Genomic DNA, 6,515 nt, shown 5'->3' with positions numbered 1-6,515 from the left:
GCACCACCGCACCATTTTGGTTTGCCGCCACGCCGACAACCTTCCCGCATGTCTTTCCACGAAACCTTTGACCGTCTAATCAACGACTTAAGGCTACCTATCCTACGAGTGAACTCGAGGGTGGGAATAAACAAAACCGTCGAGTTATACGCCAACGACATTGGAACCGGTCATTTTTAATGACATCCTAATGTTCTCGCCTTCGATTGCCCCCCTGGCTTTCCAAGGTCAATGATGATGCAAAAAAGCACTCCGCGAAAGTTTTTCAGGAAAGTTTCCTGCGATAGTAGTCCTCCAGTGAGGCGACAGGCCGTCCATTATTCCTATTCCGCCGCCTTGCCACGGGGCGCCCTTCCCGCACGGACACGACGCTTGCGCCTCAATGAACACCCCGACTTTTCACGGGTCCGTAAATGCTCCCAATTTAAAGTCCGCTTGCGGTTAAAATCTTGCCGTTAACGCAAATTCGGATTTCTCATGTCAAATACCTTTGTCTCTCAAAAAGCCATCCCTCCCCGCGAACGCCTGATCATGGCGCTGGACGTTGCCAGCATCGAAGAAGCCAAAGCCTTGGTCGAAGAACTCGGCGATTCGGTGGTGTTTTATAAGGTCGGCATGGAGCTGTTCATGTCCGGCGACTATTTCGGCTTTATCGAATGGCTGAAGGCGCGCGACAAAAAGGTGTTCGTGGATCTTAAGTTCTTCGACATTCCCGCCACGGTGGGGCGAGCAATCAAGGCCCTGAGCGGCAAGGGCGTGGACCTGGCGACAATACACGGCAACGATTCGATTATGGAAGCGGCGGCCGCGGCCAAAGGTAATCTGAAGGTATTGGCGGTGACGGCTTTGACCAGCCTGGACCGGGGCGACTTGGACGACTTGGGCTTTCAATGCGACGTGCGCGAATTGGTGCTGTCGCGTGCCAAGCGAGCGCTGCAAATCGGTTGCGACGGCATCGTATCGTCGGGCTTGGAAGCGGAATTGATTCGTTCGCAGTTGGGCGACAGATTATTGGTGATTACGCCGGGCATCCGGCCGGTCGATAATCGTGAAGACGACGATCAAAAACGGGCGGTTAGCGTCGAACAAGCTTTGCAAAGCGGCGCCGATTATCTGGTAGTGGGCCGGCCGATCCGGGATGCGGCCGACCGCAAGGCCATGGCGGAAAAAATTCAGCAGCAGATTGCGGCTCAGTTCCAATAGCAAACGGTGCAAACCCAGGTTTGCACTCCAGCATCGAGCCTTACTCGAATGGAGTGCAAATCTCGATTTGCGGCACTCCCGCATGAGCGACTCAGCCCGAGCTCGCGCGAACCGCAAATCTCGATTTGTCCGGGATCGCAGGCCCAATTCGAAATAGGCGCGGTGCAAACCCAGGTTTGCACTCCAGCATCGAGCCTTACTTGAACGGAGTGCAAATCTCGATTTGCAGCGCGCGCGGGGCGGCCGACGTTTCGTTTGCAGGCAAAAGACGGCATAATGGCCGGATTTTTTGATAGCCGCTTCCCGTCCGCGCCATGAAACCAGCTCCCAATATCTATCTGATCGGCCTGATGGGTGTCGGCAAAACCACGATAGGCAAGCAAGTCGCGAAAGCCATGCAATGGCCGTTTTACGACAGCGACAAGGTCATCGAAGAAACCACCGGCACCGACATTCCAACCATATTCGCCTACGAGGGCGAGGAAGGATTTCGCAACCGGGAGCAAGCGATGATTCGCCAGTTAACCGGTTTGGACGGCATCGTGATGGCGACCGGGGGCGGCTCGATACTGCGGCCGGAAAACCGCGAAGCCTTGAAAACGCGCGGCTTCGTCGTCTATCTGCATTGCTCGATAGACAGGATTCTGCACCGCACCAAGCACGATACTCAACGGCCGCTGCTGCGCACCGAGAATCCGCGCCAGCGTTTGCAGGAACTGTTTGCGATCCGCGACCCTCTGTACCGGGAGTGCGCGGACTTTAGAATCGATTCCGGAATGATACCGGGCAAGACCGTCGTCAAAACCATTTTGCAGCAATATCAAGCCGCCCTGGAGAACCATGAAAGAGCTGCGAGTTGAACTCGACAAGCAACGAAGCTATCCGATTTATATCGGCGCCGGCCTGCTCGGCCAACCCGAGCTGTTAACCCGGCACATCCGTTCCAAGCAGGTCGCGATCGTCAGCAACGAGACGGTAGCGCCGTTGTATCTGCCCAAGCTATTGGCCGCGCTCGGCGATTACCAGACCGAAACGGTCATTTTGCCCGACGGCGAACAGTTCAAAACCCTGCAGTATCTGGAAAAGATTTTCGACGGCCTGCTCGCCAACAAATTCAGCCGCAACGCCACGCTGATCGCGCTGGGCGGCGGCGTGATCGGCGACATGGGCGGCTTCGCGGCGGCCTGCTACCAGCGCGGCATCGCCTTCATTCAAATTCCGACCACCTTGCTGGCGCAAGTCGATTCGTCGGTCGGCGGCAAGACCGGAGTCAACCATCCGCTCGGCAAGAACATGATAGGCGCGTTTTATCAGCCGCAATGCGTGATCGCCGACGCCGATGTACTCGATACGCTGGACGACCGCCAACTATCGGCCGGCCTGGCCGAAGTGATCAAATACGGCCTGATCCGCGATCCGGAATTTCTGGACTGGCTGGAAGCCAACATGACCCGGCTGCTGGCCCGCGACAAAGACGCGCTCGCGTATGCGATCGAACACTCCTGCGCCAATAAGGCGGCGGTGGTCGGCGAAGACGAATTCGAGAACGGCGTGCGGGCAACCTTGAATCTGGGCCACACCTTCGGCCACGCCATCGAAACCGGTTGCGGTTACGGCCAATATCTGCACGGCGAGGCGGTAGCGATAGGCACCGGCTTCGCGGCCGACTTGTCGCGCCGGCTGGGTTATCTGAGCGATGCCGACGTGGCCCGCGTGCTGGCGATTTTACGCGCCGCCGGCCTGCCGACTCAGCCGCCGGCCGAGATGGGCAGCGAACAATATCTGGACTTGATGGCGGTGGATAAGAAAAATGTCGACGGCAAGATCCGGGTGATTTTGTTGGCAGCGCTCGGCAAGGCCTTGTTGCCGATCAGCGTGGAGAGAGCGCCGTTGCAGGCAACCTTGAACGCTTATGCTGGATAACGATAGCCTGACTTACAGCTACCAAAAACGCACGCTGGATCATAGGCCCGAGCGCAGCCTATTGACGCCGGAGCGTAGCCAAAAGTTGGACTTATTGGTTCACTTGCTGAGTAATCTGCAACAAGCCTTGGTCGTCTGCGGGCCGCCGGGCATCGGCAAAACCACGTTATTGGAGGCTTTAAGGCAAAGCCAGCGAGACAACTGGCAAATCTCGCTGTTGCAAGCCACGGCGTCTTCCAGCTTCGAAAGCATCGTCAACGAATTGTTGCGTGGCCTGAATGTCACCAATCTGTCCGCCAGTTTCGATTTAACGTTGTTGCGCGAACTGTGCGGCAAGCAAGCGGTGGTGTTGCTGATCGACGACGCTGGTCATCTGATGCCGGGTCTGATCACGATGTTGATCGAATTCGCCGATTCGCTGCCGGGATTGCACCTGGTGTTCGCGTTGAGCCACGATCAATTCAGCATCAAGGCCGGCACCGACCGCCGCATCGAAGACGCCCACGTCATCGAGCTGCCACCGCTCAAGCAGCGCCATTATCGGGACTTTCTGCAAAACCTGTCGGCCCAACCGAATTCGGCCATTTCGTTCAGCGCGGTGACCGACCCGTTTATCGAAGCGCTGTATCTGGAAACCCACGGCATTCCCGGCCGGATTCTGGAAGAACTGCCGAAACTGGCCGAGCAGCAAGGCCGGACCGGCGGGCGTTGGGGCCTTTGGCTGGGCGTCATCGCGGTAATCGCCGGTACCGGCGGAGCAATGGCTTGGTTGTGGCCGCACAGCGGCGAGGAAACCATTGTCGCGGCGCCTTCCCTCGGCCAGCCGATAATCCAAGCGGTGCCGGCCGAGCCGGCGAATCCTCCCGCCGCAATCCCGCTGGCTCAGCCGGTGCCGGAATCCAAACCGCTTGCGGAAACCGCACCGGTCGCGCGGGCTGACGAGTTGGCCGCCGACGCGGCCAAACCGGCGCCGTCCGCGCCGCCATCCACCCAGCCGCTTCCAGCGCTGCCGCAAACGACTAAAGCCGCGCCGGCCGATAACGGACCCAACGCCGCGCAAACCGCGTCGGCGCCCGTGTCAGCCCCGCCAGCACCGGTAACGGCGCCCAGCATTCCGGCGCCGGTTGCCGCAGCCCCGGCGACTACGCCGTCCGTTGCGCCGCCGGTACCGGCCGTAACGTCAGCGGCTCCAAGCAAAACCGAATCCGCAACGCCGCCAGTCGTCGCCGGCAAGCCGCCAGAAAAACCGGCGAAACCGGCCAAGCCGTCCGATCAGGGCGATAGCGACTGGATTGCCGCTCAACCGGGCAATCATTACACGCTGCAAGTCATGACGCTGTCGAATAAAGCCGGCCTGCCGCGCTTTTTCAAGAAATACGCGGAATACAGCGAGAGTCTGAAGTACTACACGATTCGCCAAGGCGACCAGGAAAAATTCGTGCTGATTTACGGCTCGTTCGCCAGCCCGGCCGAAGCCAATCAGTTTAAAACGCTGATGCCCGGCGAATTTCAAAACGCCCAGCCGATCCGGTTCAAGGCCATTCAAAAAGACGGCAAACGCTGATCACTCACCACCTTCTCACCGATGACAACATTAGAAAACGACTTATTTCTCCGAGCGCTGTTAAAACAACCGGTCGAACGCACCCCGGTCTGGATGATGCGCCAGGCCGGCCGCTATTTGCCCGAATACCGGGCCACCCGCACCAAAGCGGGGAGTTTTATGCAGCTTTGCACCAATCCGGAGCTAGCTTGCGAAGTAACCCTGCAACCCTTGGAGCGTTTTGGCTTCGATGCCGCCATCCTGTTTTCCGACATTCTGACGATACCGGATGCGATGGGCCTGGGACTGTCCTTCGCCGAGGGCGAAGGCCCGCAATTCGCCCATCCGGTGCGCAGCGCGGACGATGTCAGGCGCCTGCCGATTCCCGACCCGGAAATTGAGTTGCGTTACGTCGTCGATGCCGTGCGGCTGATCAAGGCCAATCTGCGCAACCAACTGCCGCTGATCGGCTTTTCCGGCAGTCCCTGGACCTTGGCGACCTACATGGTGGAAGGCAAGGGCAGCAAAAGCTTTCAGAAAGTCAAAAGTATGATGTTCGAGGAGCCGGCCTTGATGCATCAAATGCTGGATAAACTGGCGCAAGCGGTTGCCGCGTATTTGAACGCGCAAATCGCCGCCGGCGCCGATGCGGTGATGCTGTTCGACACTTGGGGCGGCATGCTCAGCCATGACGATTATCTGGAGTTTTCGTTGCGCTACGCCCGCCAGGTGCGGGAACTGCTGAACACCCAGCGTGACGGCCGGCAAATCCCGACCATTTTGTTCACCAAGGGCGGCGGCTTGTGGCTGGAAACGATGGCCGACACCGGCTACGACGCCCTCGGCCTCGATTGGCAAACCGACATCGCCAACGCCCGCGCCCGCGTCGGCGCCAAGGTGGCCTTGCAAGGCAACATGGACCCGATAACCTTGTACGCCAAACCCGAGGTAATCCGCGCCAAGGTCGGCAAGATCCTGCACGACTTCGGCCATGGCTCCGGCCACGTCTTCAATCTGGGCCACGGCATTTTGCCGGACATCGACCCCGAGCACGTCAAGGCGATGGTCGATGCGGTGCGCGAATTCAGTCCGCAATACCATCGCGCCGGCTGATGTGGGTGCAAAAGCGGCTGCAGTTGGCGGCCAAACCGCGCGGCTTTCATCTGGTCAGCCGGGAGATCGTCGGCCAGTTACCCGAAATTCGCGAATTGGAAGTCGGCCTGCTGCATCTGTTTTTGCAGCACACCTCGGCCTCGCTGGCGATCAACGAAAATGCCGACGCCGACGTGCGCCGCGATCTGGAAAGTTACTTTTCCCGAGCGGTGCCCGAAAATGAACCTTACTACCGCCATACTCTCGAAGGCGCGGACGACATGCCCGCCCACATCAAAACCGTGATACTGGGGAGTTCGTTGACGATACCGGTCGGTGACGGCCAATTGGCATTGGGCATCTGGCAAGGGATTTATTTATGCGAACACCGCAATCACGCGGCGTCGCGCACGCTGGTTGCAACCTTGCAGGGGGAATAACTTCGCCTGCAAAGCGACAATTCGAAGCATTTGTGAAAAAATGCAAAGTTGGTAAACCGCTCATCACCCTGACAACCGAGCAAGCATTTACGGATCGGTCAGTTTTTTTCGGAGAGCAGCATGATAAACATTGAAATTCAAACCTTGCCGATCGAACAAAAGCTAGCGCTGATGGAACAACTTTGGGATGCAATTTCCAATGAAAAACCGCCCTTAGCCTCGCCGGCCTGGCACGAGGATATTGTCACGGCCAGGCTTGCAAAACTGTCAGCCGGCACGGAAAATACTTTCAGTTTGCAGGAGGCCAAGCGCCG

7 protein-coding genes are annotated in these 6,515 nt (G+C 58.3%); all 7 read left to right on the top strand.

Features of this window, described 5'->3' with window-relative positions; genetic code table 11:
• Window positions 1-477 precede the first annotated feature (477 nt).
• Window positions 478-1,203: an orotidine-5'-phosphate decarboxylase gene (pyrF, locus tag AC3B8H_RS16845; protein ID WP_488442707.1), complete on the top strand. Its 726-nt coding sequence runs from the start codon at window positions 478-480 to the stop codon at window positions 1,201-1,203.
• Between the two features lie 314 nt (window positions 1,204-1,517).
• A complete protein-coding gene (locus tag AC3B8H_RS16840) occupies window positions 1,518-2,063 on the top strand; it encodes a shikimate kinase (RefSeq protein WP_168030032.1) in 546 nt (181 codons plus the stop codon).
• On the top strand, window positions 2,044-3,126 hold the full coding sequence (gene aroB, locus AC3B8H_RS16835; protein WP_488442706.1) for a 3-dehydroquinate synthase: 1,083 nt from the start codon (window positions 2,044-2,046) through the stop codon (window positions 3,124-3,126). The genes AC3B8H_RS16840 and aroB overlap by 20 nt, the downstream gene beginning before the upstream one ends.
• Complete coding sequence (locus AC3B8H_RS16830; RefSeq protein ID WP_488442705.1) at window positions 3,116-4,690, top strand: AAA family ATPase; 1,575 nt, start codon at window positions 3,116-3,118, stop codon at window positions 4,688-4,690. The genes aroB and AC3B8H_RS16830 overlap by 11 nt, the downstream gene beginning before the upstream one ends.
• Before the next feature lie 21 nt (window positions 4,691-4,711).
• Entirely contained in the window at window positions 4,712-5,782 is a 1,071-nt protein-coding gene (hemE, locus tag AC3B8H_RS16825; RefSeq protein WP_488442704.1) for a uroporphyrinogen decarboxylase, read from the top strand.
• The gene (locus AC3B8H_RS16820; protein ID WP_488442703.1) at window positions 5,782-6,201 is read left to right on the top strand and encodes a secondary thiamine-phosphate synthase enzyme YjbQ; all 420 of its coding nucleotides are present in this window, start codon (window positions 5,782-5,784) and stop codon (window positions 6,199-6,201) included. The genes hemE and AC3B8H_RS16820 overlap by 1 nt, the downstream gene beginning before the upstream one ends.
• Before the next feature lie 120 nt (window positions 6,202-6,321).
• On the top strand, window positions 6,322-6,515 hold a 194-nt coding region (locus AC3B8H_RS16815), incomplete at its 3' end, for an addiction module protein (RefSeq protein ID WP_488442702.1).

The sequence above is a fragment of the Methylomonas sp. BG-2 genome (assembly GCF_057766305.1).
The sequence above is the reverse complement of the archived record's forward strand: the minus strand, read 5'-3'. Positions and strand labels throughout refer to the sequence as shown.

What these genes read in the sequence shown, in the direction of transcription:
- pyrF (WP_488442707.1), top strand. Translation starts at nt 478, where the DNA reads ATGTCAAATACCTTTGTCTCTCAAAAAGCCATCCCTCCCCGCGAACGC.
- AC3B8H_RS16840 (WP_168030032.1), top strand. Translation starts at nt 1,518, where the DNA reads ATGAAACCAGCTCCCAATATCTATCTGATCGGCCTGATGGGTGTCGGC.
- aroB (WP_488442706.1), top strand. Translation starts at nt 2,044, where the DNA reads ATGAAAGAGCTGCGAGTTGAACTCGACAAGCAACGAAGCTATCCGATT.
- AC3B8H_RS16830 (WP_488442705.1), top strand. Translation starts at nt 3,116, where the DNA reads ATGCTGGATAACGATAGCCTGACTTACAGCTACCAAAAACGCACGCTG.
- hemE (WP_488442704.1), top strand. Translation starts at nt 4,712, where the DNA reads ATGACAACATTAGAAAACGACTTATTTCTCCGAGCGCTGTTAAAACAA.
- AC3B8H_RS16820 (WP_488442703.1), top strand. Translation starts at nt 5,782, where the DNA reads ATGTGGGTGCAAAAGCGGCTGCAGTTGGCGGCCAAACCGCGCGGCTTT.